The sequence below is a fragment of the Sphaerisporangium sp. NPDC088356 genome, from assembly GCF_040685555.1.
Taxonomy (GTDB): domain Bacteria; phylum Actinomycetota; class Actinomycetes; order Streptosporangiales; family Streptosporangiaceae; genus Sphaerisporangium.
This window is the reverse complement of the sequence record NZ_JBFBIK010000113.1, coordinates 1-23671: the sequence shown is the minus strand read 5'-3', so window position 1 is coordinate 23671 and position 23671 is coordinate 1. Positions and strand designations below refer to the sequence as shown.

The following is a 23671-nucleotide window of genomic DNA, read 5'->3' as shown; positions in this document are numbered from 1 at the left end:
CCGGCGGAAGCCGGGGACGCAACCCGCGACGAAGCAGGAAACCCTACCCGCGAGGGTAGGAATCCCCGCCCTTCAGGGCAAGGAGGAGGTCAAGTCTATCAGGGGCGGACGGCGGCGAGGAGCCGGTTGTTGCCGTTCTGCCAGAGCGTGCCGATCTCGGCGAAACCGGCACCGCGGAGCGCGGTGACGTGCGTCGAAAGATTCCCCGACTCCGAACCGTGGTGCGCGGCGGCGGCGCTCCTGCGCTCCCGCTCCGCACGCAGACCCGACAGCACCGGGTCCGCGTCGACCGCGTCCCACCACTGGCGCCAGTCCTCGGGCATGCCCTCGCCGAAGCGCCGCCGGGTCGCCCGGTCGTAGATCGCGTGCTCGATCTTGGCCAGCGCCGGCGAGACGTCTTCCACGTCGAGGTGGTCGCCGTTGAGGAACAGCCCTCCGGGACGCAGCACGAGGCACAGCTCGGCGAACATCGTGCGCAGCCCCGCCTCGGGCAGCCAGTGAAGCGCGGTGGTGCTCACCGCCACGTCCACCGGGCGGTCGAGACCCAGGGTCGAGGCCCATCCGGCCGCGCGCAGGTCGAGGTCCTCGAAGCGCAGCCCCGGCCTGCCCGCGTGGCACGCGCGGCCGAGGGCCAGGAGCAGCGGATCGGCGTCGATGGCGACGACCGTGGCCTCGGGGAGGCGGTCGAGCAGGCGGCCGGCGAGTGAGCCGGGCCCGCAGCCGAGGTCGAGGACCAGCGGGTCGGGCCGCCCGGCGCCGGCCTCGACGGCGTCGATCAGCGCCGTGAACCGCTCCTCCCGGTCGGGCAGGTAACCCTCCTGCTGACGGTCCCACCGGGCGATCCAGTCCTGCGCCACCTCACGAGAAAGAGCCGGCATCGCAACCCCCTTGTAACTGTTGTCTATACTTTGAATAGTGACAGGATAGACCGTGAGCACGTAACGGGTCAAGAGGGTTTCGACGGTTACCTGTTCCCGGGGACAGGCGGACCGGCCCAGCCCGTCGTCCTCTCTCGTGACCGTCATGGGCTAGGTTGATGGTCGCGAATCCCAACGCGAGGGTGTAACTGGTCACAGTGAACTTCAACAGCCACTCCGACGCCGTGGTGACGGTCGCGGCGTCCCTCATCAACACGCTGACGGCGGGCGAGGCGCGCGGCAGGCCGTACGCGCTCCCGCCCGAGGGGCCGAAGCGGCGCGAGGCGGTCACCGCCGCCCTGCGCGCCGGCAGCCGGCACGCCCCCGAGGTGACCGACGCCGAGGCGCGCGGCCTGGCCGGCGTCGCCACCGAGCTGCGCCTGGTCTTCGACGCGGTCGAGGCCGGCGACATCGACACCGCCGCCGAGCAGGTGAACCACATGCTCGACCGCTTCCAGGCACGGCCCCGCCTCGACCGGCACGACGGCGAGCCCTGGCACCTGCACTTCCACGGGAAGGGTGAGAGCCGGTCCGACGAGTGGGCCGCCTCGTGCGCCACCGGCCTGGCCATCGTGCTCGGCAGCGAGCTGCACGACCGGCTCGGCGTGTGCACCGCGCCGCACTGCGACCGCGTCTACGTCGACACCTCGCGCAACGGCACCCGCCGCTTCTGCTCCACCGCCTGCCAGAACCGCGTCAAGACCGCCGCCTTCCGCGCCCGCGCCGGCCGTCCCTAGCCTCCCGACGGCCCGCCACGACCGCGCCTCGCACCAAAGCCACGTAAAGCAACGGTCACGGAAAGTGTCGATGCGACTACAGTGGGAACAGACCGGACGATCACAGCGAACGGCGACCAGCCGTTCACCTGGCAGGCGACCGGTCTCCGAGAAGAAGACGCCCCCGGAGGCGCGGTCCGCCCCGCCGCGAAGCTCCATGGGGGGAACAAGTGGCTGTACGGAGTCCTCGATCCGTCGCCGTACCGGCGGCGGCGGCTTTTCTAGCGGTGGCGCTGCTCGGCGGCTGCGGCGGTCACAAGACCGCCGTTGTGACGCCCGAGAACGCGGTCGCCACCAGCCCGGCCGGCCAAGCGCCTCCTGCGGGTGGCCAGCCGCCGGCGGGCACCGAAACCGAGTACAACGCCGAGTGCCCGACGGGAGGCAACGCCAAGCCGTTCGCCAAGACCCGCTTCGCCCTGCACGCCGGGCTCGCGCTCGGAGCCTTCCACCGCTACATCTACAAGCCGCTGCGCAGTGGCGGCTTCAACGCCGGGGCCGAGAAGCGCAAGCGCACCTTCGTGAAGGCGGCCGTGGCGGGCGTCTTCGCCCTGCACGAGCTGAAGGTCGCCAAGGGCTTCGCGGTGGCCAATCCCACGCTGTGCAAGGCCGTCGAAGGCGTCAGTAGCAAGTTCACCAGCCTCACCGACAAGCTCAAGGGCGGCACCGCCACGGAGGCCGACCTGGACACCAGCAAGGCATCCATGGACGGCCTGCGGAAGGACGCCTCGAAGACGGGCTACGACTTCAAGGAACAGAACGTCACCGTGCCGGGCGCGAGCTGACCGGCCGCAGAACGACGGAAGGCTCCGGCTGGACAACGCCGACCCCGGCCCCCCGCGGCCGTACCCGCCCAGGGGTACGGCCCCGGAAGGGGGAAGACTAGGCGAGCGGGGGCGTGACCTGCGACAACGGGGGTGCGGGTTCCATGGCGGATGAGGACGGCGTCTTCGACGTGATCGTGATCGGCGCGGGACCGGTCGGGGAGACCGCCGCCGCGCGCGCCGTGCGGGGCGGCCTGACGGCGGCCGTGGTCGAGGAGCGCCTGGCGGGCGGCGAGTGCGCCTACTACGCGTGCGTTCCCAGCAAGGCGCTGCTGCGTCCGGTGGATCTGGCGGCCGAGGTGAGCCGGATGCCCGGGGTGGAGCTCCGCGGCCCGATCGACGCCGCCGCGGTGCTGGCCCGCCGCGACGAGATGGTGTCCCACTTCGACGACCGCGGCCAGGTGAGCTGGATCGAGAGTGTTCCGGCGACGTTCGTCCGGGGCCGGGGACGCCTGGCAGGGCCCCTGCTGGTCGAGGTGGCCACACCCGACGGCGGCACCCTGGCGCTGCGGGCCCGGCATGCCGTCGTCGTCGCGACCGGCAGCGACCCCGCCACCCCGGACGTGCCCGGGCTCCGGGAGGCACGCCCGTGGACCAACCGGGAAGCGACCAGCGCCCGGCAGGTGCCGAAGCGACTGGTCGTGATCGGCGGCGGGGCCGTCGCCTGCGAGATGTCCCAGGCGCTGCACGCCCTCGGCGCCGAGGAGACGACCGTGCTCGTCCGCGGGAACCGCCTGCTCTCCAGGACCGAGCCGTTCGCCGGCGAGTTGCTGGCGAAGTCGTTCCGGGAGTCGGGCATCGACGTGCGCTTCGGCCGCTCCCCCACCCGTGTCGAGCGTCCGGTCCCAGGTGGCCCGGTCACCGTCCACACCGACGACGGCTCGCTGATCGAGGCCGACGAGATCCTCGTCGCCACCGGCCGCCGGGCGGCCGTGGGCGACATCGGCCTCGAGACGGCCGGCCTGAGGACGGACGGCCCGATCGAGGTGGACGCGAGCATGCGGGCGACGGGGGTCCCCGGCGGCTGGCTCTACGCCGTCGGCGACGTCAACGGGCTCAACCTGCTCACCCACATGGGCAAGTACCAGGCCCGGGTGTGCGGCGACGTGATCTCCGCCCGCGCCGCGGGCCTGCCCGACGACCTGCCGGCGCTCCGCGACACCGCCGACGACCTGGGCGCCCCCCAGGTGATCTTCACCGACCCGGAGGTCTGCGCGGTCGGGCGCACCGAGTCGCGGGCCCGCGCCGACGGGTTCGCGGTGCGCACCGTCGAGTACGACATGGGTGCGGTCCCCGGCGCCCGGCTCCAGGCGGACGGCTACACCGGCCGGGCGAAGGCGGTCGTCGACGAGGACCGTCGTGTGCTTCTCGGCGTCACCTTCGCCGGCCCCGCGGTGGCCGACCTTCTCCACGGGGCCACCATCGCGGTCACCGGAGAGGTCCCCCTCGACCGGCTGTGGCACGCCGTTCCCGCGTTCCCGACCGTGAGTGAGATCTGGCTCCACCTCCTGGAGGAATACGGCCTTTGACTTCCTCACGGCGAGGTCCTCGATCACGAAGCTAGGCCGCGAGGAGCCGGTCGTACCGGTCGGCGAACTCCGATGACTCCCCCGCCACCGCCCGCAACGGCGCCAACTCCTGCAACGTCCGCCGTGACCCGTTCACATGCGAAAGCAGATTCAACCCCTCGTTCAACGACTCCGTTCTCGATCCCGAGGCCAGCAACGCGTTGGCCAGACAGGAACGGTAATAGAGCCGGTTCCGGTCCCCTATCGCCGATTCGCCGAGCAGACTCCGGAACCGGTCGACAGCGAGAACGGGCTTGTCGAGGGCCAGCGAGGTCAGCCCCTCGAAATAGGTCAGCGTGGTCTGGCTCACGAAACCCGTCCAGGCCGGATCGTCCTCATGAGTTCCGTGTTCCACCTCACGCCATGCCGTCGCGATGGCCTTGCGACACGCGATCTGGTCGCCCAGGGTGGCGTGAGCGACGGCCTCACGGACGGCGAGGAGCGCGTACACCCGGGGGGTCGCCCACCTGCGGGCGGCGTCCCTCCCCACGGCGACGGAGTGCAGCGCCTCGCGTGCCCGGCCGGGATTCGTCCGCGCCAGCCGTATGGCCTGCATCGCCAGGTACGACGTGACGTTCACGCGAAGGCGCTCGTCACCGGCGTGGCCCGCGTACATGTACGCCTCGGCGTACAACTGCCGGGCGAGGTTCTGGTCCCCGGAGTCATAGGCGAGCCAGCCGGCGCATACGCACAACTCACCCGCTGTCGACAGCAGGCGGCGGCCGATCGATTCGGTGAAGTCGGCTTCGTCGAGCATTCGCCGTACTCTGGCGAGCTGGTGCAGCGCGGGGGCTAGGAGCATGCCGCCGCCTATTCGCTGGTCGTCCGAGTAAAGGCGCCGAATCGTCGCCTTGAGATGCTTGATGTGGGCAGCTTCGACGCGAGCCGGGATGGTCACGGAGCCCCATCCGATGCTCGCCGCGAAGCTGCCTGCGAGGACTCCGTTGAAGTGCCGACGGTCCATGTCCATATCAGGATTTGTGCCCGCAACAGCCGCATCTGCCACCGGATTCCCGACAAGCAGGGGCATGAGAGCGTGGCGCGGCATGTCGACGGCATCCGCGAAGCGAAGGATCTGACGGATGTCGTAGATCGTGTCGCGCTCACCGCTCTCGATGCGGTTGACCGTGCTCTGCGACCAGCCCACCAGGCAGGCGAGCTCAAGCTGGCTCAGCCTCATCGCCGCGCGCACGATCGCGACGAACGCGGCCAGATCGGCCGAGGCCAGCGCCTCGCGCATCGGCGGGCAGTCCCACAACCACGCCGGTGTCACGGGACGCGCGCCACGGGTCACCCGCAGGCAGGGAGCGCACACGGGATCACGGCTGTAGCGGCTCAGCATCGTCCTCCGGCAGCCCGGACAGAGCCGCTCCCCCATGCGCCCGAGTCCTTTCTCCCGAAGCCCGCCAGGCGCGTCACCGTAGGAGGATCCGACGGCGTCCGCGATGCCAATCTGTCATAACGCAATGCCACCGATCAATGACGGAACGGCGTTTCCCGTAAGGCCTTCTCCCCCGACGCTGACAGCCGCCCGCGAAAAGGGCGCGGCGCCGATGGGAGAAGGGATCGGGATGCTTTCCGTTGGGCGGGTGAGCCATGTCTTCGTGGTGCTCTCCACGATCGAGCAGGTGCCCATGGCCAGGCACGAGACGGTGCGAACGCTCGCCTCCTGGGCCATCGGCCGGGAGACCGCGTTCACCGCGAGCCTCATCGCGACGGAGCTGGTGACGAACGTCGCCGAGCACGCCGCCGCCGAGTCTCCCACCGCCACGGTGACGCTGGCGGCCGACGCGCGCTGGCTCACCGTGGCCGTCCACGACACACACCCGCGCCTGCCCCGGGCGCTGACCACGTCCCGTGACGACGGCGGCCGGGGGCTTCGCATGGTCATGCTCCTCACCGAGGAGGCGGGAGGACAGCACACCGTCGAGCCGACAGCCGGAGGCGGCAAACACATCGTCGTCCACCTCCCACGCCGGTGAACACCGGGTCGATCACGTCAGGGTTCTGCCGAGGAAGCCCCAGGCACCGAGCTGTACGTGGACGGAGGCACCAACCAGATGTCAGCTTCTCGGCCGTAAACGACCGAGCTTGCAGCTCCTCGCCGTCGATGGCCTCGACGGTCTGGTCCACGTCAGGCAGCGTGACTCACTGCCCAGCCCGCCACACCGCGTGAGGCGATGTTGCGGGCTGCGTTGACGTCGGCGTGCTCAGCGAAGCCGCACGACGTACAGGAGAACGTTTCCCGGTCCGGTCGGTTCTTCTTGTCCACGTGCCCGCAGGCCGAGCACTGCTGGGAACTATAGGCCGGATCCACATGGATCACGGCGACTCCCCGGCGGGCCGCCTTGTAGGCGATGAAGCCTCCCAGCTGCTGGAAACTCCAAGCGTGCAGCGTGACCCGCTGGGGCTTGCGAAGCCGTACCCTCTCGCGGATGCCTTGGAGGTCTTCCAGGGCGATGCCACGAAAGGTGCGTTCTGCCTCGGTCACGATCTGCTTGGCGATCACATGGTTGACATTCGCGGCGAACCGGGCCTCTTTGCGGGCCCGGCGTTTGAGGAGCCGCTTGGCGGACTTGGTCTGCTTGGACTGCAACCGGCAGCGCAACTGGCGATGCCGGTGGCGGACCGCGTTCAGGCCCTTGCCGCCAGCCACGGTCCAGATCGACACTGTGCGAGTCTGGAGCTGCCAGGACAGACACCGGTCATCGTAGGGCTGGGCTGCGCCGATGCGGAAGGTGATCGGTTTGCTCTCGGCTTTGACCCGCCGCGCCGATCCCCGCTTGCCCAGGTTTGCGGCGGCCAGGTTGGCCTGCAGGGTGCGGTAGGCGTCGGCAACCTTCTTGATCACGTGCTGGGCGGCCTGGGCGGCCAGCCCGAACTCGGCCTTGATCCGATCGTAGGTGTGCTTGCGCAGGTCGTAGTTGCGGAAGCAGCGCTGGGTGAACGCAATCCGCGATACCAGATCGGCGGCCCGGTTGGCAGCGCGCAGGGTTGCCTCCAGCGCCGCCGCCTGCTCGGGCGTCGGCAGGAGTTTCACCTGCACCACCAGCCTCATATCGAACACATTACCGTTTGGCCCATGTCACCTCGATGGGAACCGAACCCCGATATCTGCCGAGGCCGCAGTGTGGTCTACAGTCTGCACGCCCATTTGGTCTTCACGCCCAAGTACCGGCGGAAGGTGTTCACCGACGAGATCCTGTGCCGCTGTGAAGCCATCATGATCGAGATTTGCGACAGCTTCGAGGCCACGCTGGTCAAGTTCAACGGTGAACACAATCACGTCCATCTCCTCGTCCACTACCCGCCCAAGGTCGCGCTGTCCACCCTCGTCAAGTCCCTTAAGGGCGTCTCGGCCCGGCTGCTGCGCAAGGAGTACCCGGCCCACATCCGCAACTACCTGTGGGGTGGCCACTTCTGGTCACCCTCCTACTTCGTCGCCTCCTGTGGCGGAGCCCCCCTGTCGATCATCAAGGAGTACATCGAGAACCAGAAGCGTCCGGACTAACGTCCGGACAGAAACCCAGGTCAGGGAAGCGATTCCTCCCGGGCGTAAACCCCCCGGGTTCCTCGCTAGATGAGGCTGAAGACAGGACCTTCCGGCCAGAGCATGATGCCGCGTACTCGCGGAGCGGTGCCCGTTCCAGGCCGCAGGGCGGCGCCGCTTCCAGGTCGCGGCACGCCACCCGTCTATCCGGAAACAAAAACCTTCGGCTGACGCGTGACACCGCGTGTTCGCGGGGCAGTGATCGGATACCCTGCCGTGGCCGGGCCCCGGCCCAGCTCACGGCGGCCGGGGAGCAGGTGGCCTTGGACCGCCCCGTCGAGGGGTCCGCACGGTCCGACCCCTCGCCGAGGGCCTGTACGAAAGGGACCAGCATGACCGGAACGTCGTCCACTCCGGCGGTGACCGCCGAGTACACGATCACATACGTTTTCGACGCCCCGCGCGAGCTGGTGTTCACGGCCTGGACCGACCCCGGGCACTTCACCCACTGGTTCGGCCCCCGCGCGTACACCACGCCGGTCTCCAAGATCTCGATGGACCTCAGGCCGGGCGGCACCTGGCGCGCGGTCGTGGTCGCCGATGACGGCGCCGAGCAGCTTCTGGACGGCGTCTACCGCAAGGTGGAGGCTCCCGAGCGGCTGGTGTTCACCACCGGGGACCCCGGCAACACCCACGGCGACCTCGCGTCGGTGGTGACCGTCACCTTCACGGGCCTCGACGATCTCGGCGGCAAGACCGAGATGGTGTTCCACCAGGCCGGATACAACACCGGCGAGGCGCACGCCGCCGCGTCCAGGGCGGGCTGGCTGGAGTTCTTCGACCGCCTGGCCGAGCACCTGGCCGGCCACGCGCCGCGCGGCTGACCCGCGCCGGTCCGTCCCGGCCTCACCCGGAAGGGTGGCGCCCGGATGCCTGTCCGTAGCGGGGTGGTTTGCCGCATAGTGGAAGAAGCCGTACCAGGCCGGTCCCCATGCCGGCGGCCCGGCCGACTTCCACCGGAGGCTCCCCGTGTTCGAGCGCTTCACCGATTCCGCCCGTCGTGCCGTGGTCGCCGCCCAGGAAGAGGCCAGGCGGCTCAACCACGGCTACATCGGCACCGAGCACGTGCTCCTCGGCCTCCTGGGCGAGGGCAAGGGGCTCGCGGCGACGGTTCTGAAGGGCCTCGGCCTCAGCCTGGACGACGTCAGGACCAACGTCGAGGACATCGTCGGGCCCGGGGAGAGCACCCCGGGAGCGCACATCCCGTTCACCCCGCGTGCCAAGAAGGTTCTCGAACTGTCCCTCCGCGAAGCCCTCCAGCTGCATCACAACTACATCAGCACCGAGCACATCCTGCTCGGCCTGGTGCGCGAGGGCGAGGGCGTCGCCGTCCAGGTGCTGGCGCTCCACGAGGTCGACCTGCAGCAGGTGCGCGAGCAGCTCATCGAGGGGGCGGAGACCCGCAGGGTCCGCCGCCTCGGCAACCCCGCGGAGGACACCATGGTGTTCACCCCCGCGCAGGGGCTGGGCTCACGCCTGGAGCGCATCCAGGAGAGCCTCGACCGCATCGAGCGCAGGCTCGACGCCATGGGCGCGCCGCCCGACCCGGGCGGCGCGGGCACGAGCGAGGCGGATCCCAAGTGATCACGTGAACAGCTGCGATCCGGAGTCCCCGAGCGTCCCCGGATCGCAGCGGTCAGTCGCGGCGCCCGGCGGCCGAGTCGCGGTGCGCGGGCACCGTCGTGCCCGCGGCCATCCTCGCCTCCAGCACGCCGGGGTCCTCGGTGTACGCCAGCGTGGCTCCGAGCGAGAGCAGCAGGCGGCGCATGCGCACGTTGTCGGACAGCAGGGTCGCCCTGACCTCGGCGAAGCCCAGGTCACAGGCCTCCTGGAGCAACATGCGGGCGAGCGCGCCCCCAAGGCCGCGCGCCTGCCACCGGTCCTCGACCAGGAACGCCATCTCGGCGATGCCGGGATCCTGGGTGAAGATCAGGTTGGCGAGCGCCACGACCTGGCCGTCGTGCCCGGCCACGAGCGAGTGCCCGCGATCGCGGTCGCAGAGCCGGTCGAACATGCGCGGCGGCAGGGCCGGCATGGAGGTGAAGTAGCGGAACCTGCGGGAGTCGGGAGAGCACCGGTCGTGCAGGTCGCGCACGGCCTCGCGGTAGAGCAGGGTGAGCGGGCGCACCTGCACCTCCACCCCGTCGCTGAGCAGCACCGGGCGCTCCGCCGCCGTGGCCTCGGCCGGAGGCTGCGCCAGCCGTACGAGCGCCGCCGCGCGGGCGGCCTCGGTGAGCGTGAACGACAGCCCGCTCCTGCGCAGCCGTACGGAGCGGCGGGAGGCGACGGGCACGGTGAGCAGCGTCGGGTCGGGCAGCTCGGACGACATGTCGGATCCGTACACCCAGCGGGCGTCGTCGGCCCGCAGCAGGTCGGCCAGCACCTCGGGCAGGCGCCAGGGCGTGGCCCGCAGGCGGGCGGCGAGCAGCAGGACGCGGGTCGGCTCGTCGGTCAGTTCGTGAGCGGTGGCGGGCACGACCTGAACGCGCCGGCCGCCGGCCGCCTCCAGGGCTTCGCGTACGGTCTCGGCGGAGGCCGGGATGTCGGCGACGAACTCGTCCACGGTGCCGTCGGTGTCAGGTTGGACACTGAGTCCAAGGATGTTGCCGCCCTTGGCCGCGAGCGCGGCGGTGAGGGACGCCAACCGGCCCGGCCGCTCGTCAACCGTGGTACGAATCCGCAAAAATCCCATTGAAACCCCCTCTTGTCTGGTCACCAGAATGCCGCCGGACTGTTACGAAGCTGCTACACAGGGATGAGCCCACGGTTTCGTTTACATGCTTTGCTGCTGAACGCGTGATTTCATACGACGTGTCGTGAATCGCCGTGCTTTCCGGTGCCAGGCTGCGGAGCGGCTGACGGATATAGCAGGATGTGGCGATACGAGCAGGCGGCGTTCCCCGCTGCGGAGACCTGATCGGCTCCGCCCCCCGGCCGACGCGCGCCCACGGTGAGCGAACCCTTCGACGGCGAGCGACACCGGCACCACCACCATAACGATCAACAGGTAGGAGGAGGGGTCCCGCACCCGGCCGAGGCTGGGCGGGCGCGGGCCCCGGATTCTCGATGACCGATCTGCTCTTCCGCGGCGGACGCGTGTTCACCGGTTCTGCACGCTTGCCCGGCGCTCCCATATATCCCTCCCATCCCGGATCCCCCGGCCCGGACGCGTACGCGGAGGCGGTGCTGGTCCGGGACGGGCGGATCGCCGCCGTGGGCGCCGAGGCCGACGTCGCACGGCGGGCGCGCCCCGGGCACGAGACGGTCGACCTCGCCGGGAGGCTGCTGACGCCCGGGTTCACCGACGCCCACATCCATCCCGTACAGGCCGGGCTGGAGCGGTCGAAGTGCGAGCTGTCGGAGGTGTTCGGCCTCGCCGCCTACGTCCAGAAGGTCGCGGTGTACGCCAAGGAGCACCCGGACAAGAAATGGATCGACGGCGGCGGCTGGGACATGGCCGCCTTCCCCGGCGGGCTCCCCCACCGCACGCAGATCGACTTCGTCGACCGGCCCGTCTACCTGATCCAGCGCGACCACCACGCCGCCTGGGTGAACACCCGGGCCCTTTCGATCGCCGGGATCACCGCCGAGACGCCCGACCCCGCCGACGGCCGCATCGAGCGCGACCCCGACGGCACGCCGAGCGGGGTCCTGCACGAGGGCGCCATGGACCTGGTCGGCCTGCTCACCCCCCGGCCGACCGCCGGCGACGTCGACGCGGCCCTGATGGACGCGCAGTCGTACCTGTTCTCCTTGGGCATCACCGGCTGGCAGGACGCGATCGTCGGCTCGTACGCGGGCTCCGACGACTACTTCCCCGCCTACCTGTCCGCCGCCGGGGCGGGACGGCTGAGGGCACGCGTCGTCGGCGCCCTGTGGTGGGACCGCACCAGGGGCTCCGAGCAGATCGAGGAGATGACCGAACGCCGCTCCCAGGCCGGCGGGCTGTTCTCCGCCGGCTCTGTGAAGATCATGCAGGACGGCATCGCGGAGAACTTCACCGCCGCCGTCATCGAGCCCTACTGCAACTGCGGCCCCGACCAGCGCGGCCTGTCGTACGTCGACCCGGCCCTGCTCAAGGGCTACGTCTCCGAGCTCGACCGCCTGGGCTTCCAGGTGCACTTCCACGCCATCGGCGAGCGCGCCGTGCGGGAGTCCCTGGACGCCCTGGAGGGGACGGCGCCCGGCAACCGGCACCACATCGCCCACCTGCAGATCGTCGAACCCTCCGACGTGCCCCGCTTCGCGCGGCTCGGCGTCACCGCCAACCTCCAGCCGCTGTGGGCCACCCATCACCTGCAGATGGACGAGCTGTGCATCCCCTACTTGGGCGAGGAGCGCTCGTCCTGGCAGTACCCGTTCGCCGACCTCGTGCGTACGGGCGCGCGGCTGTGCGCGGGCAGCGACTGGCCGGTCTCCTCGGCCGACCCGCTGCAGGGCATGCACGTGGCGGTCAACCGCACCGAACCCGGCGGGTCGGTGCATGCGGGCTACCCGACGGCCCAGACGCCGTTCCTGCCGGGGCAGAGCCTCGACCTTGCCACCGTGATGACCGCCTACACCGCCGGATCGGCGTGGATCAACCACGACGACGAGGCCGGCGTCATCGCGGAGGGCAACCGCGCCGACCTGGTGGTGCTCGACCGCGACCCGTTCGAGCTGCCGGCCAAGGAGATCTGGACCACCGAGGTGGCCATGACCTTCGTCGGCGGCGACGCCGTCTACGAGCGCCCGGCCTGAGTCACCCCCGATGAGAATGCCCCCGCGGGTCTCCCGCGGGGGCATCGCTCACTGAAGCACTACCGGAAAAGTCCTACCAGGGCGAACGGTTGTTGCGAAGCCGCTCCAGGGCCTCGGCGAGGATCGCGGCGCCGTCGGTGTCGCTGCGCCGCTCCTTCACGTAGGCCAGGTGCGTCTTGTACGGCTCGTTGCGCGGAGGCGCGGGCGGGGCCGACTCGTCCTGACCGGCGGGCAGACCGCATCGAGGGCAATCCCAGTACTCCGGGACGGCCGCGTCACTGGCGAAGCTCGGACGCGTCTCGTGCATGTTGGCGCACCAGAACGCTACCCGCACTCGAGGGGCCGCCTCGCCACGCTCGGCCTCCCCCATCGGACCGGCGCCGACACGGCTACCACGGATCGCGTTGCCACTACCCACGGATGAACTCCTCGCTTGATCGCCCCGCCACGGACGGGGAAAGAATCTCTGTCAGGCTTGCCGGGAATGACCGTTACCCCCGGTAAGGTCACTACGCCGGTCGGTCAGCTACGGCTTGAGCAGCAAACCCAGCGCGATGATGCAGACGAACCAGATCGTGCCGGTGATGACCGTCAGCCGGTCGAGGTTCCGCTCCACGACCGAGGACCCGCCGAACGACGACGTGAACCCGCCGCCGAAGAGATCCGAGAGGCCGCCACCCTTGCCCTTGTGGAGCAACACGAGCAGCACCATTAGCGCGCTCGACAGGATGAGGGCGATGGAGATTCCGATAGTCACCGTTGACCTGTTCTCTGTTACGCGCGCCGAAGCGCGACCTGACCTGCCCGGCGATCGCCGGGGTGATGATTCAAAGTTTCTCTTCGAGGGTACGTCGTGATGTCAACTTGTACCTCCGAAATAGCTCAGCTAGCCCGACATTTCGCCAAAACGGCAGATCTTTACGAACTCGACCGGGTCGAGGCTCGCGCCACCCACCAGGGCTCCGTCGACATCGGGCTGAGCCATGATGCCGGCGATGTTGCCGGACTTGACCGACCCACCGTAAAGGATACGGATACCACCGGCCACCTCGTCGTCGTACAGCTCGGCGAGTCGCGTGCGAATGGCCCCGCAGACCTCCTGAGCGTCGTCGGGCGTCGCCACCTCACCGGTGCCGATGGCCCACACCGGCTCGTAGGCGACGACGAGCGACTTGGCCTGGTCGGTCTTCACGCCGTTGAGCGCGGCGTCGAGCTGCGACAGGGCGTAGGCGACGTGGCCGCCGGCCTGGCGGACCGGAAGGCCCTCGCCCACGCACAGGATCGGCGTGAGCGAGTGCCGGTAGGCCGCCTGCACCTTGGCGTTGACGAGCTGGTCGTCCTCGCAGTGGTGCTCGCGCCGCTCGGAGTGCCCGGCCAGGACGAACGTGCAGCCCAGCTTGGCGAGCATCGAACCGGAGATCTCACCGGTGTAGGCGCCGCTGTCGTGGGCGGACAGGTCCTGCGCGCCGTACTCGATGCGGAGCTTGTCGCCGTCCACCAGGGTCTGCACGCTGCGCAGATCGGTGAACGGCGGCAGCACCGCCACCTCGGTGCGGTCGAAGTCCTTGTCGGTCAGCGTGAACGCGAGCTTCTGGACGAGCGCGATGGCCTCAAGGTGGTTGAGGTTCATCTTCCAGTTGCCGGCGACGAGCGGCTTGCGGGCTGTGCTCATGTGTCGCTCAGTCCTCCAGCGCGGCGAGTCCGGGGAGGGTCTTGCCCTCAAGGTATTCGAGGCTGGCTCCGCCACCGGTCGAGATGTGGGAGAAGCCGTCCTCGGGGAGACCGAGCTTACGCACGGCGGCGGCCGAGTCGCCACCACCCACCACGGTGAACGCGTCAGAGGCGATCAGCGCCTCGGCCACCGCACGGGTGCCGCCGGCGAACGCGTCGAATTCGAACACGCCCATCGGGCCGTTCCAGAAGACGGTCGCGGCGTCGGCCAGCTTGCCCGCGAACAGCTCGCGGGTCTTCGGGCCGATGTCGAGGCCCTCGCGGTCGGCGGGGATCGCCGTCGCCTCGACCACCTCGTGCTCGGCGTCCTCGGCGAACTCGGTCGCCGCCAGCACGTCGACCGGGAGCACGAGGTCGACCCCGCGCTTGTCGGCCTCGGCGATGAAGCCGCGCACCTGGTCGAGCTGGTCGGCCTGCAGCAGGGAGTTGCCGACCTCGTGGCCCTGGGCCTTGAGGAAGGTGTACGCCATGCCACCGCCGATGATCAGACGGTCGACCTTGCCGAGCAGGTTGGCGATCACGCCGAGCTTGTCGGAGACCTTGGCGCCGCCGAGCACGACGGCGTACGGCCTGGCGGGGTCCTCGGTGAGCTTCTTCAGAACCTCGACCTCGGCCACGACCAGCCCGCCCGCCGCGTGCGGGAGACGCTTGGGCACGTCGTAGACGCTGGCGTGCTTGCGGTGCACCGCGCCGAACCCGTCGCCGACGTAGAGCTCGGCCAGCTCGGCGAGCCTGCCCGCGAACGCGCCGCGCACCTCGTCGTCCTTGGACTCCTCTCCGGGCTCGAAGCGGAGGTTCTCAAGGAGGGCGACCTCCCCGTCGGCCAGGCCCTCGGCGGTGCTCCGGGCGGAGTCGCCGACGACGTCCTCGGCGAACTTCACCGGGCGGCCGAGCAGCTCACCCAGCCGCGCGGCCACCGGAGCCAGCGAGAACTCCGGCGCGACCTTGCCCTTGGGGCGGCCGAGGTGGGCGCAGACGATCACCCGCGCACCGCGCTCGGCCAGCGACGTGATCGTCGGGACCGAGGCGCGGATGCGGCCGTCGTCGGTGATGGTGTCCCCGTCGAGGGGGACGTTGAGGTCGGCGCGCACGAGCACGCGCCGGCCCTTGACGTCGAGGGAGTCGATGGTCTGCATCAGAGCTGCGAGCCCACCAGCTCGATGAGGTCACCGAGACGGTTGGAGTAGCCCCACTCGTTGTCGTACCAGCCGACGACCTTCACCTGGTTGCCGATGACCTTGGTGAGGCCGGCGTCGAAGATGCAGGAGGAGGGGTCGGTGACGATGTCGGACGAAACGATCTCGTCCTCGGTGTAGGTGAGGAAACCGCGCAGCGGGCCCTCGGCGGCGGCCTTGATCGCGGCGTTGACCTCTTCGACGGAGGTCTCACGGCTGACGTCGACGGTCAGGTCGGTGGCGGAGCCGGTGGGGATCGGCACCCGCAGCGCGAAGCCGTCGAGCCTGCCCTTGAGCTCGGGGAGCACAAGGCCGATCGCCTTGGCGGCGCCGGTGGAGGTCGGCACGATGTTCAGGGCGGCGGCGCGGGCGCGGCGCAGGTCCTTGTGGGGGCCGTCCTGGAGGTTCTGGTCCTGGGTGTAGGCGTGGATCGTGGTCATCAGACCCTTCTCGATACCGAAGGTGTCGTTGATGACCTTTGCCATGGGAGCCAGGCAGTTGGTCGTGCAGGAGGCGTTGGAGATGATCGTGTGCGCCGAGGGGTCGTACTTGTCATGGTTGACACCCATGACGATGGTGATGTCCTCGCCCTTGGCCGGGGCGGAGATGATCACCTTCTTGGCGCCGTTCTCAGCGTGCACCCGCGCCTTGTCGGCGTCGGTGAACAGGCCGGTGGACTCCACGACCACGTCGACACCCAACTCGCCCCAGGGGAGCTTGGCGGGGTCACGCTCGGCGAACACCTTGATCGCCTTGCCGTCGACGGTGATCTCGTCGGCGCTGCTCTTCACTTCGTACGGCAGACGGCCAAGAATGCTGTCGTACTTCAGCAGGTGGGCAAGGCTGGCGTTGTCGGTCAGGTCGTTGACCGCGACGATCTCGATGTCCTTACCGCTGGCCGCTACGGCTCGCCAGAAGTTGCGGCCGATACGGCCGAAGCCGTTGATGCCTACGCGGATGCTCACGGAAACAGATCTCCTCGAACTTCGTGCGCCGGCTCGTGCCGGCGCCGTGGCGGGCTGAAACCTCAGATAACCCTACCGGGTAATAATTGGTGTAGACCACGTGGCTCTCCCCTTTGCGAACCCCGCCCGTCCCCCAGGACATCCCCCCAGCTCAGCCCACCGATCATCGCCGCCCCCGGCTCCCCGCCGCGGCCCGCCCCACCCACGGGCCACCCGGCGTCACAGCACCCGACGGTCGCCACAACGAGCCCTGCTCCACCTACAACCACGACCCGGGCACGCCCGTCCCCGAAGATCACGCCTCGAAGCGGATCAACGAAACACCTGGCGCAGTACAAAGGGCACGCCGGCCCGGCCGGCGGACGGCAGCCGGATGACCCCGTACGCCAGAAGGAAGACGGGGGCACCGGCGAACGCCATCCCGGTGAACACGTCGCGGGAAGCGGTCAGCCGGGCGGGAACGCGGGGTCGGGCCCCGAATCGGTCAGGGGGCGGGCGCGCCGCGGGTCAGGGGGCCAGCATCTCGGCGGTGAGGTTGGCGTCGGTGCTGGCTATGCCGAGATCCGAGGCCCGCTTGTCGGCCATGGCCAGCAGCCGCCGGATCCTGCCCGCGATGGCGTCCTTGGTCAGCGGAGGGTCGGCGATCTGGCCGAGCTCCTCCAGCGACGCCTGCTTGTGCTCCACCCGCAGCCGCCCGGCGATCACCAGGTGCTCGGGCGCGTCGTCGCCGAGGATCTCCAGCGCGCGCTGGACCCTGGCCCCCGCGGCCACGGCCGCACGGGCCGACCTGCGCAGGTTGGCGTCGTCGAAGTTGGCGAGCCGGTGGGCCGTGGCACGCACCTCGCGGCGCATGCGGCGCTCCTCCCAGGCCAGCACGCTGTCGTGGGCCCCGAGGCGGGTGAGCAGCGCGCTGATCGCGTCGCCGTCCCTGACCACAACCCGGTCGACCCCGCGCACCTCCCGCGCCTTGGCGTGGATCTTGAGCCGCCGCGCGGAGCCGACCAGCGCCAGCGCCGCCTCCGGGCCAGGGCAGGTCACCTCCAGCGACATCGAGCGGCCCGGCTCCGTGAGCGAGCCGTGCGCGAGGAAGGCACCCCGCCACGCGGCCTCGGCATCGCACGTCGCCCCGGACACCACCTGGCGCGGCAGCCCGCGCACCGGGCGCCCGTGGTTGTCGATCAAACCGGTCTGACGCGCCAGCGCCTCGCCGTCGCGATAAACCCGGACCACATACCTCGAGCCCTTGCGCAGGCCGGCCGGTGCGAGCACCAGCACCTCGGCCTTGTGCCCGAACACCTCGCCGATGTCCTTGATCAGACGTCGAGCGGTGACATTGGTGTCGAGCTCCGCCTCTATCACGATGCGCCCGCCCACAAGGTGCAGCCCGCTCGCGAACCGAAGCAATGTCGACACCTCGGCCTTGCGGCAGCAAGGCTTCAGCACCGCAAGCCGGCTCAGCTCGTCCTTCACCACACCCGTCATGGCCATGTGCCTGTGTCCTCCCCCAAACAGACGCGTCTCATGGTCGAAGCCGCATCCTCGCGCCCGTGGACGTTGTCTCCGCCCGACGCGGCTCCATCGGCCCCCGGCAAGTCTCTCGCACCCCGTGGGTGCGCTGACCAGGATCAACGCTTCCCACGGAAAATCTCGTCCAGGACCGAGGCAAGCCGTCGTGCATCATGCCTTGGAGAGCCGTCGGAGGCCGCCACGTCGGCGAGCACCAGGCGCCCGCCGAGCGCGTCGGCGGCCTTCTCCAGCTCGTCACGCTCCTCCACCACCCCGTGATCGGCCAGCACGACGTCGACCGTGAGGTCGGGGGCGTGCTCGCGCAGCACCTGCAGGTGCTTCTCGGCGGAGAAACCGTCGGTCTCGCCCGGTTGGGGCGCGAGGTTCAGCGTGACCAGCCGCCGGGCGGCGGTGGCGTGCAGGACCTCGGCGAGCTGGGGCACCTTCAGGTGCGGCAGCACGCTGGTGAACCACGACCCCGGGCCGAACACGACCCAGTCGGCGCCGCGCACGGCCTCCACCGCCTCGGGACAGGCCGGCGGATCGGCGGGCACCAGGGAGATCGCCTGGACGTTGCCGGGCGTGACCGCGCAGGCCACCTGCCCCCGGACGACCGTCACCATGCCGTCTAGCTCCACCTCGGCCTCGATGTCGATCGGGACAGACGCCATCGGCAGCACCCGCCCGTGCGCCCCCAGCAGGCGGCCCACCCAGTCGAGCCCGGCCACAGGGTCGTCGAGCAGCTCCCAGAGCGCCACGATCAAAAGGTTGCCGAGCGCGTGGCCGTGTAACTCGCCTTCGCTGCGGAAGCGGTGCTGGACGACCTTGCTCCAGGTCTGGCCCCAGTCGTCGTCTCCGCACAGAGCGGCCAGCGCCATGCGCAGGTCACCGGGAGGAAGGACGCCCAGCTCGCGCCTGAGCCGCCCGCTGGAGCCCCCGTCGTCGGCGACGGTCACGACCGCCGTCAGCTCGCCCGTGACCCTCCGTAGGGCCGACAGAGAGGCGTACAGACCATGCCCACCGCCGAAGGCGACCACCCGCGGCTCACGCCCTGGGACCCCCAGCCTGCCCTCACCGCTGCCGGCCTCCTGCAGCGCGCTCAGCTTGCCCTCACGCCTGCCGGCCCCCTTCGGCGAGAGCTCGTCCCGCTCCAAGACTTCCGGCCCGGCAGCGCCTGGGTGCTCACCCTCTTCGGTCTCGCTGTCCGATCGCCCGCTCGGCGGGACCTCACCACGGGACGTGCCCGCAGGTGCCCCGTTTCGATCGCTCACTCGCGGCCCACATCCCGATGGCTCACCTGCACTTCCATGCCCCGATCGCGCAATCGGCCGCCGATCTGCTCGGACATGGCCACGCTCCGGTGCTTGCCGCCGGTGCAGCCCACGGCGAGGGTGGCGTAGCCCTTGCCCTCGCGGACGTAACCGGTGGCGACGACGCTGAGAACCTCCTCGTAGGCGTCCAGGAACTCCTTGGCGCCCGGCTGGTTCAGGACGTACTCCCGTACGGGGGTGTCGAGGCCGCTCATGGGGCGGAGCTCGGGCACCCAGTGGGGGTTCGGCAGGAACCTGCAGTCGACCACCAGATCGGCGTCCACCGGCAGTCCGTACTTGAACCCGAAGGACACGACGTTGACCCGCAGGCCGGGACGGTCCTCGCCGCCGAAGAACGAGACGATCTTGCCTCGCAGCTCGTGCACGTTGTGCGAGGAGGTGTCGATGACCAGGTCGGCGTTGGCACGGACCTCCCGCAGGATGCCGCGCTCCCTGGCGATGCCGTCGACCAGACGCCCCTCGCCCTGGAGCGGGTGCGGGCGCCGGACGTTCTCGAAGCGGCGGACGAGCTCCTCGTCGCTGGCCTCCAGGAAGACCACGCGCACGGCGACCCCGCGCGCCTCCAGCTCCTCGATCGCGGTGTTGAGGTCGGTGGTGAAGGCCAGGCTGCGCACGTCGACGACGGCCGCGACCTTGTCGGTGTCGAGCTTGACCCGGCCTGCCTCCTCGGCCATGGCGAACAGCATGCCCGGCGGCAGGTTGTCGATGACGAACCAGCCCAGATCTTCCAGGGCCTTGGCCGCCGTGCTCCGCCCGGCCCCGGACATGCCGGTGACGATGACGAACGCGGTCTCGCTCGCCGCGCCCTTGCGGTCTCGCGGCTCGCCGGAGCGCGACCGCGAGGTGTCGTGGTCTTTGTCGTTTCCGCTGGTGTTCTCGGTCACGTGCCCTCCCCCTTCAGCGCCGCAACGATCGCCTCGGCCGTCGAAAGCCCGATGCCAGGAACCTCGCGGATTTCGTCTACGGAGGCCCCCTGCAACCGTTTGACGGATCCGAAGCGCTTCAGCAAAGCCTGCTTGCGTGCCGATCCGAGCCCGCGAATCTCGTCAAGAGCGCTCTCTTTGACAGACTTTGCGCGTTTTGATCGATGGTAGGTGATGGCGAATCGGTGAGCCTCATCGCGCACCCTCTGTAGAAGATAGAGCCCCTCGCTGCTCCGGGGCAGGATGACAGGCTGATCGTCGCCGGGAAGCCAGACCTCTTCGAGCCGCTTGGCCAGCCCGCTGACCGAGACGTCGTCGACCCCGAGCTCGTCGAGCGCCCGCCGCGCCGCCGCCACCTGAGCCGGGCCACCGTCGACCACGACCAGATTGGGGGGATAGGCGAACCTGCGGGGCTTGCCCGTCTCAGGGTCGATGGGCTCGGGATCGAGCTCACCGCTCGCCGCCCGCTCCTCCACGTGGCGCTTGAACCGCCGGGAGATCACTTCGTAGATCGAGGCGACATCGCCCTGGCCTGCCGTGCCCCGGATCGCGAATCGGCGATACTCGCTCTTGCGGGCCAGGCCGTCCTCGAACACGACCATCGAGGCCACGACGTCGTCTCCCATCAGGTGGGAGACGTCGTAGCACTCGATGCGCAGCGGCGCCTGGTCGAGATCGAGGGCGTCGGCGATCTCCTGCAGCGCCCGGCTGCGGGTGGTGAGATCACTCGCCCTGCGCAGCTTGTGCTGGGCCAGCGACTCCTTGGCGTTGCGCCCGACGGTCTCCATCAGCGTCTTCTTGTCGCCACGCTGGGGCACCCGCACCTCGACCCTCGCGCCCCGCTGCTCGGTGAGGAGCTCGGCGACCGCGTCGACCTCGGGCGGAAGGGCCGCGACCAGGACCTCGCGGGGCACCGCCTCGGGAGCGGCCTCCCCGTACATCTGCAGCAAGAAGTGCTCCACCAGCTCACCCGGGGAGGACTCCTCCACCTTGTCGACGACCCACCCGCGCTGGCCTCGGATGCGGCCTCCGCGCACGTAGAAGACCTGGATGGCCGCCTCCAGCGGATCTTCGGCGAGCGCGACCACGTCGCAGTCGGTGCCCTCGCCGAGCACCACGGCCTGCTTCTCGAGGGCGCGCTGGAGTGCCTGGATGTCGTCGCGGAGCCGCGCGGCCCTCTCGAACTCCTCGGCGGAGGCGGCGTCGCGCATGGCGCGCTCCAGCCGCTTGATGAAGCGGGTGGTGTTGCCCGCCATGAAGTCACAGAAGTCCTCGGCGAGCGCGCGGTGCTCCTCCTCGCTCACCCTGCCGACGCAGGGGGCCGAGCACTTGTCGATATAGCCGAGCAGGCACGGCCGCCCGATCTGCCCGGCGCGCTTGAACACCCCCGCCGAGCAGGTGCGCACCGGGAACACACGGAGCAGAAGATCGACGGTCTCGCGGATCGCCCAGGCGTGGGAGTAGGGCCCGAAGTAACGCGTGCCCTTGCGCTTGGCGCCGCGCAGAACCTGCACCCGGGGGAAGGCGTCGCCCATCGTGACGGCCAGGAAGGGATAGGACTTGTCGTCCCGGTATTTGACGTTGAACCGGGGGTCGAACTCCTTGATCCAGGAGTATTCGAGCTGGAGAGCCTCGACCTCGGTGCCGACGACGGTCCAGTCGACGCCCTCGGCCGAGGTGAGCATCGTCTGGGTGCGCGGATGCAGGCCGGCGAAGTCGGCGAAGTAGGAGTTGAGGCGCTGCCGCAGGCTCTTGGCCTTGCCGACGTAGATGACCCGGCCGTGGGCGTCCCTGAAGCGGTAGACGCCCGGCGACTCGGGGATCGACCCCGGCTCGGGACGAAAACTCAGGGGGGTGTTCGCGGGTCTTGCCACACTGAAAGCCTATCCGGACCCGCCGACAGAATAGGGCGATCCAGCGACGCATAGGGGCGTGACAGAGGGGTGAAGATCCCTGCTCGGGCCCATGGGGCTCGGTGGACGATCTTCCGCTCGCGCCGCCGCGAGGTGATCGCGCCAGAGCGGGTCCCCGTGCGGTTCCGCCGCCCCGGCGTCCCCAGTCTCAACGCCCCGCGGCGGCGACCTGTCACGGCCTGCAGACCAGCGTTTCGCGGCCGGAGGCGGCCACCAGGATGAACCCGGGCACCTCGGGCAGGCCGCGGCCCAGCAGGCACCGCACGCCGTACCGGTCGGCGAGGGCCAGCCGCTCCTGCGGCGGGGTCGCGCCCGCGAACACGCGCCGCTGCGCCGCGCGGCGCTCCGCCTCGTCGGCCACGAACGGATAGGGGTAGGGCGGGGCGACCGCGCGTACCCCCCATCCCACGAGCATGCGCGTGGCGGCGGCGCGCCTGGCCATCACGACGTCGCCGTCACGCACGTACGGCCGGGCGAACCGGGCACGGTCGTCGGTCTTGCCGCCCGGCCAGTGCTTGATCACCGTGGCCGGGACCAGGCTCGCCTGAACGCGTGGCGGCAGCGCGCGGGCGATCCCCGGCGCCGCGCCCCACAGGCCGGCCACGCACGCCGTGGCCGCCACGGCGCCGTACGGCTTCCAGCCCGCCAGCCGGTCCCCCAGGCAGCGGGCCAGGGCGAGATGGGACATCAGCGCGATGACCGGGATGAGCCTGGTGAACTCGTACCGCCCGAGGAGAACCGCCACGATCACCACGGCCGTCCCGGCCACGAACCCCACGGCCAGCTCTCGCCCGAGCGGCAGCCGCACGCCGAGCCACAGGGCCGGTATCCCCGCCAGGACCAGCCAGTACTTCCAGAAGGCGTGCGCGACGAGGGTCGAGTGGATCCGCGAGAAGGCGGACCCCGCCTGAGCCAGCGCCGACATCTCGGCGTACGGCCAGAGCGCCGCGAGGGCGAGCGCGGCGAGGCCCGCGCACGCGAGCCCGAGCAGCCGTCCCCTGGTCCAGGCGCCGGGCCGGGCGAGCAGGAAGGCGGCGGCCACGAAGGCGGTCTCGGCGGCGGTGAAGGGGTGCACCAGCAGGATCAGCGCCGCCAGCACGACCAGGCGCACCAGGTCGGCCCGGCGGCCCTCCTCACGGAGGCGCAACAGGACCGCCAGGCACATCAGCATGAGCGCCAGGGCCGGCGTGGACGGATAGGGCTGGGTGAACGACAGCGAGGCCATCGGGAAGAACCCGCTCCACGCGAAGGGCCGCGTCCCCCAGAGCAGCAGGACGAAGACCACGGCGAGTACGGCCGTCGCCGTCCGGTCGCTGAGGCGGCGGCAGAACAGACGCAGCCCCCACAGCAGCAGCCCGGTGTTCGCCACGCCCGCCCACTCCAGGACGGCTTCCGGCGACCGGCCGGTCATCCGGGAGACGACGGCCAGAAGCAATGTGTACGGCGTGAAGTAGGGGCTCGGCACGTACCCGCCCACCAGCGGGTCCTCGGGCGCCAGCGGATGGTGGGCCAGGGCCCGCACCGTGGCCACGTGGAGATGCCAGTCACCGGTCCAGGCATGCCTGCTGACGACGAGCACCGACCAGGCCGACACGATTCCCGACAGCAGCAGATATCCCCCACCGCGCACCCGCATGGCTTCTCCCCCCACGAATGGGATCACATGCGTCCGGGAGGAGCTGTCCATCAGAGGTCAGTGTCCCGCAAACGTTCCAGCGCGAACGGGCGGGGGTGAAGGGCCGATGCCCTTCACCC

The 23671-nt window shown here is 70.2% G+C and carries 21 protein-coding genes and 1 pseudogene; 8 read left to right on the top strand and 14 right to left on the bottom strand.

The genetic code is table 11. The annotated features are described in order from the left end of the window. Positions 1-98 precede the first annotated feature (98 nt). Complete coding sequence (locus AB0O34_RS29795; RefSeq protein ID WP_363921014.1) at positions 99-878, bottom strand: class I SAM-dependent methyltransferase; 780 nt, start codon at positions 876-878, stop codon at positions 99-101. Positions 879-1075: 197 nt separating this feature from the next. On the opposite strand from AB0O34_RS29795, the gene AB0O34_RS29790 reads away from it, so the two are divergent. From AB0O34_RS29790 to AB0O34_RS29780, 3 genes are all read left to right on the top strand, one after another. Beyond that, positions 1076-1654 (top strand): CGNR zinc finger domain-containing protein, encoded by a 579-nt coding sequence (locus tag AB0O34_RS29790; RefSeq protein WP_363921012.1) that lies wholly within the window; start codon positions 1076-1078, stop codon positions 1652-1654. A 209-nt stretch (positions 1655-1863) separates the two neighbouring features. Continuing rightward, positions 1864-2475, top strand: coding sequence for a hypothetical protein (locus AB0O34_RS29785; RefSeq protein ID WP_363921011.1), 612 nt, complete (start codon positions 1864-1866; stop codon positions 2473-2475). 143 nt (positions 2476-2618) lie between these two features. Further along, positions 2619-4043, top strand: coding sequence for an NAD(P)/FAD-dependent oxidoreductase (locus AB0O34_RS29780; protein WP_363921009.1), 1425 nt, complete (start codon positions 2619-2621; stop codon positions 4041-4043). A gap of 31 nt (positions 4044-4074) precedes the next feature. Here AB0O34_RS29780 and AB0O34_RS29775 read toward each other — a convergent pair whose 3' ends face one another. Beyond that, positions 4075-5322 (bottom strand): helix-turn-helix transcriptional regulator, encoded by a 1248-nt coding sequence (locus AB0O34_RS29775; RefSeq protein ID WP_363921007.1) that lies wholly within the window; start codon positions 5320-5322, stop codon positions 4075-4077. Positions 5323-5653: 331 nt separating this feature from the next. On the opposite strand from AB0O34_RS29775, the gene AB0O34_RS29770 reads away from it, so the two are divergent. Beyond that, entirely contained in the window at positions 5654-6064 is a 411-nt protein-coding gene (locus AB0O34_RS29770; protein WP_363921005.1) for an ATP-binding protein, read from the top strand. A 152-nt stretch (positions 6065-6216) separates the two neighbouring features. Here the strand turns inward: AB0O34_RS29770 and AB0O34_RS29765 are convergent, their stop codons facing one another. Further along, positions 6217-7140, bottom strand: a complete 924-nt coding sequence (locus AB0O34_RS29765; RefSeq protein ID WP_363921003.1) for a transposase — start codon at positions 7138-7140, stop codon at positions 6217-6219. Positions 7141-7164: 24 nt separating this feature from the next. Between AB0O34_RS29765 and tnpA the strand changes: the two genes are divergently transcribed. The 3 genes and pseudogenes from tnpA to AB0O34_RS29750 form a co-directional block, all read left to right on the top strand. Further along, on the top strand, positions 7165-7593 hold the full coding sequence (gene tnpA, locus AB0O34_RS29760; protein ID WP_363921001.1) for an IS200/IS605 family transposase: 429 nt from the start codon (positions 7165-7167) through the stop codon (positions 7591-7593). A gap of 371 nt (positions 7594-7964) precedes the next feature. Beyond that, entirely contained in the window at positions 7965-8456 is a 492-nt protein-coding gene (locus AB0O34_RS29755) for an SRPBCC domain-containing protein (RefSeq protein ID WP_363920999.1), read from the top strand. 145 nt (positions 8457-8601) lie between these two features. After that, positions 8602-9021 (top strand): annotated as a pseudogene (locus AB0O34_RS29750) (Clp protease N-terminal domain-containing protein); the annotation flags it as partial. A 247-nt stretch (positions 9022-9268) separates the two neighbouring features. Here the strand turns inward: AB0O34_RS29750 and AB0O34_RS29745 are convergent. Beyond that, positions 9269-10324 (bottom strand): GNAT family N-acetyltransferase, encoded by a 1056-nt coding sequence (locus AB0O34_RS29745; RefSeq protein WP_363920997.1) that lies wholly within the window; start codon positions 10322-10324, stop codon positions 9269-9271. Between the two features lie 374 nt (positions 10325-10698). Between AB0O34_RS29745 and AB0O34_RS29740 the strand changes: the two genes are divergently transcribed. Beyond that, a complete protein-coding gene (locus AB0O34_RS29740) occupies positions 10699-12372 on the top strand; it encodes an amidohydrolase (RefSeq protein WP_363920995.1) in 1674 nt (557 codons plus the stop codon). 73 nt (positions 12373-12445) lie between these two features. Here AB0O34_RS29740 and AB0O34_RS29735 read toward each other — a convergent pair whose 3' ends face one another. From AB0O34_RS29735 to AB0O34_RS29690, 10 genes are all read right to left on the bottom strand, one after another. Continuing rightward, the gene (locus AB0O34_RS29735; RefSeq protein WP_344945325.1) at positions 12446-12790 is read right to left on the bottom strand and encodes an RNA polymerase-binding protein RbpA; all 345 of its coding nucleotides are present in this window, start codon (positions 12788-12790) and stop codon (positions 12446-12448) included. Between the two features lie 108 nt (positions 12791-12898). Further along, positions 12899-13129, bottom strand: coding sequence for a preprotein translocase subunit SecG (gene secG, locus AB0O34_RS29730; protein ID WP_363920993.1), 231 nt, complete (start codon positions 13127-13129; stop codon positions 12899-12901). Positions 13130-13258: 129 nt separating this feature from the next. Next, the gene (gene tpiA, locus AB0O34_RS29725) at positions 13259-14044 is read right to left on the bottom strand and encodes a triose-phosphate isomerase (RefSeq protein WP_363920991.1); all 786 of its coding nucleotides are present in this window, start codon (positions 14042-14044) and stop codon (positions 13259-13261) included. Between the two features lie 7 nt (positions 14045-14051). Beyond that, complete coding sequence (locus tag AB0O34_RS29720) at positions 14052-15239, bottom strand: phosphoglycerate kinase (protein ID WP_363920989.1); 1188 nt, start codon at positions 15237-15239, stop codon at positions 14052-14054. Next, positions 15239-16243: a type I glyceraldehyde-3-phosphate dehydrogenase gene (gap, locus tag AB0O34_RS29715; RefSeq protein WP_363920987.1), complete on the bottom strand. Its 1005-nt coding sequence runs from the start codon at positions 16241-16243 to the stop codon at positions 15239-15241. The genes AB0O34_RS29720 and gap overlap by 1 nt, the downstream gene beginning before the upstream one ends. A 507-nt stretch (positions 16244-16750) precedes the next feature. Further along, positions 16751-17731, bottom strand: coding sequence for a DNA-binding protein WhiA (whiA, locus tag AB0O34_RS29710; RefSeq protein ID WP_248965560.1), 981 nt, complete (start codon positions 17729-17731; stop codon positions 16751-16753). A gap of 137 nt (positions 17732-17868) precedes the next feature. Then, positions 17869-18786 carry a uridine diphosphate-N-acetylglucosamine-binding protein YvcK gene (yvcK, locus tag AB0O34_RS29705; protein WP_363921018.1) on the bottom strand — a complete coding sequence of 306 codons (918 nt, stop codon included), beginning with the start codon at positions 18784-18786 and terminating at the stop codon, positions 17869-17871. A gap of 230 nt (positions 18787-19016) precedes the next feature. Next, entirely contained in the window at positions 19017-19859 is an 843-nt protein-coding gene (rapZ, locus tag AB0O34_RS29700) for an RNase adapter RapZ (RefSeq protein ID WP_363921016.1), read from the bottom strand. A gap of 101 nt (positions 19860-19960) precedes the next feature. Then, the gene (uvrC, locus tag AB0O34_RS29695; protein ID WP_363920984.1) at positions 19961-21877 is read right to left on the bottom strand and encodes an excinuclease ABC subunit UvrC; all 1917 of its coding nucleotides are present in this window, start codon (positions 21875-21877) and stop codon (positions 19961-19963) included. A 211-nt stretch (positions 21878-22088) separates the two neighbouring features. Further along, entirely contained in the window at positions 22089-23552 is a 1464-nt protein-coding gene (locus AB0O34_RS29690) for a hypothetical protein (protein WP_363920982.1), read from the bottom strand. Positions 23553-23671: the final 119 nt, after the last annotated feature.

Excerpts from the sequence above, each read along its gene's own strand:
- AB0O34_RS29765 (WP_363921003.1), bottom strand. The coding sequence starts at position 7,140 with ATGAGGCTGGTGGTGCAGGTGAAACTCCTGCCGACGCCCGAGCAGGCG.
- AB0O34_RS29690 (WP_363920982.1), bottom strand. The coding sequence starts at position 23,552 with ATGCGGGTGCGCGGTGGGGGATATCTGCTGCTGTCGGGAATCGTGTCG.
- tpiA (WP_363920991.1), bottom strand. The coding sequence starts at position 14,044 with ATGAGCACAGCCCGCAAGCCGCTCGTCGCCGGCAACTGGAAGATGAAC.
- AB0O34_RS29775 (WP_363921007.1), bottom strand. The coding sequence starts at position 5,322 with ATGCGCGAGGCGCTGGCCTCGGCCGATCTGGCCGCGTTCGTCGCGATC.
- AB0O34_RS29720 (WP_363920989.1), bottom strand. The coding sequence starts at position 15,239 with ATGCAGACCATCGACTCCCTCGACGTCAAGGGCCGGCGCGTGCTCGTG.
- AB0O34_RS29740 (WP_363920995.1), top strand. The coding sequence starts at position 10,699 with ATGACCGATCTGCTCTTCCGCGGCGGACGCGTGTTCACCGGTTCTGCA.
- AB0O34_RS29770 (WP_363921005.1), top strand. The coding sequence starts at position 5,654 with ATGCTTTCCGTTGGGCGGGTGAGCCATGTCTTCGTGGTGCTCTCCACG.
- AB0O34_RS29795 (WP_363921014.1), bottom strand. The coding sequence starts at position 878 with ATGCCGGCTCTTTCTCGTGAGGTGGCGCAGGACTGGATCGCCCGGTGG.
- AB0O34_RS29745 (WP_363920997.1), bottom strand. The coding sequence starts at position 10,324 with ATGGGATTTTTGCGGATTCGTACCACGGTTGACGAGCGGCCGGGCCGG.
- AB0O34_RS29780 (WP_363921009.1), top strand. The coding sequence starts at position 2,619 with ATGGCGGATGAGGACGGCGTCTTCGACGTGATCGTGATCGGCGCGGGA.
- whiA (WP_248965560.1), bottom strand. The coding sequence starts at position 17,731 with ATGGCCATGACGGGTGTGGTGAAGGACGAGCTGAGCCGGCTTGCGGTG.
- AB0O34_RS29755 (WP_363920999.1), top strand. The coding sequence starts at position 7,965 with ATGACCGGAACGTCGTCCACTCCGGCGGTGACCGCCGAGTACACGATC.
- tnpA (WP_363921001.1), top strand. The coding sequence starts at position 7,165 with ATGTCACCTCGATGGGAACCGAACCCCGATATCTGCCGAGGCCGCAGT.